The 1,428-nt window shown below is 40.0% G+C and carries 1 protein-coding gene; it reads left to right on the top strand.

The window, feature by feature from the left end; genetic code table 11:
* Window positions 1–114: 114 nt before the first annotated feature.
* Complete coding sequence (locus I593_RS00120) at window positions 115–837, top strand: hypothetical protein (RefSeq protein ID WP_016165584.1); 723 nt, start codon at window positions 115–117, stop codon at window positions 835–837.
* Window positions 838–1,428: the final 591 nt, after the last annotated feature.

Consider the following 1,428-nt stretch of genomic DNA (forward strand, 5'->3'; position numbering starts at 1 on the left):
AAAAAAAGACACGGAAACGAGATAAACTATTTTTTATGCATAGCAGAAAAAATAGTTTAAACGCCCACAAGATGACGATAACATGGTCTCAATCCACGGCAAAATGAGATCAAAATGGCAGGACGCAAAGCGTTAGTTCTCACCGCAAAAGAAATCAATGAACTCGGCACACATATCCTCAATCTACCGTTCAAACGCCGAGTTGAAGAACGTTGCTTGCACATGCTCAAAAACAAAAAAAGTCTTCAGGATCTCAGTGAGCAAGACCGACAACTCATCCAGAAATGTCGCTATGAACGCAATGCTTACAACAAACGCATGCTTCAGCTGCAACTGATCCAACAGACCGAACCTGCCAAACGCAATGCACTGGAACAAAACATCCTCAAGCTCCATCAAAAACATGACATCGATGCCTACTTTGCCATGCACGATGCACTGGATGAGATCCTCAAAACGCAACGTCTCCAGACCGCAGCGAAAAACCTGAATCAGAAAATAGAAAAAGCCCTGAATCCAGAACAACAAAAGGAAAAACAAAGCCAGAAACAACAGAAAAAACGAGAAGACCAGATCAAATACTTTATAGGATCGCTTTATATCGAATCTTTGAGAAAGGCATCGATTAGTTTTTCACAGGATAATAGCGACTTAGATAAACTGGCCGACATGATTCATGCATATCTCAGTTTTAGACAGCTCAAAAGGAATCTTGGAACAATTGAAGAAATCGAAGTTTTCGTTCAACGAATGCCAACCACAAAAAATATGAATCGACTCATTGAAACAGCAAAAACAGATCCAAGAAACCCATTCAACAAAACACCAGAGCAATGAACAAACATCACGTTTAAACGCTGTATTTTCGCCATAGTGCGATCATTTCAAACCGAACTAGAGATCAGTACCCAAAAAACAAAAAAGTGTCTCTAAACGCAAATAGAAGCAAATAACACTACATCTATAAGCGATAAGAACGGCTTAACCAAGCGAGTGTCTACGAGCGACAGTCCCAAAATTCGCGCCTCGGCCCTCTGAAAAACCGCTTTTTTAGGTTGATTAACCTAAAAAAGTGAATTTTAGATGCAAAAATTTGAGCCTAGACCGAGCGAAGCGAGCATAAAGCTCTATGAGCGAAGCGAATTCCGAGTTGCTTTTGCTCTTGCCTTTGCTTTTTCTTAAAGTCACAGCTGGAAGAGCTAAAAAATTGCCCCAGGAATCGAGCGAAAGCGAGATTCAATAGAGTTTGAGCGAAGCGAAAACCAAGGGCAATTTTGACCAGACTAGGCTTTTAATTATTTTTAATAGTTTTTAATGCTTTTAGACAGGCTGAAAGCCTTTAATAGCAAATGTTTCAAAGCCTATAAAACTAGGTTTATCGACCCATAAAGCTAGGTTTATCGACCCATAAAACTAGGTTTATCGACC

It is taken from the genome of Acinetobacter tandoii DSM 14970 = CIP 107469, from assembly GCF_000400735.1.
Classification (GTDB): Bacteria; Pseudomonadota; Gammaproteobacteria; order Pseudomonadales; family Moraxellaceae; genus Acinetobacter; species Acinetobacter tandoii.

Excerpts from the sequence above, each read along its gene's own strand:
- I593_RS00120 (WP_016165584.1), top strand. The coding sequence starts at position 115 with ATGGCAGGACGCAAAGCGTTAGTTCTCACCGCAAAAGAAATCAATGAA.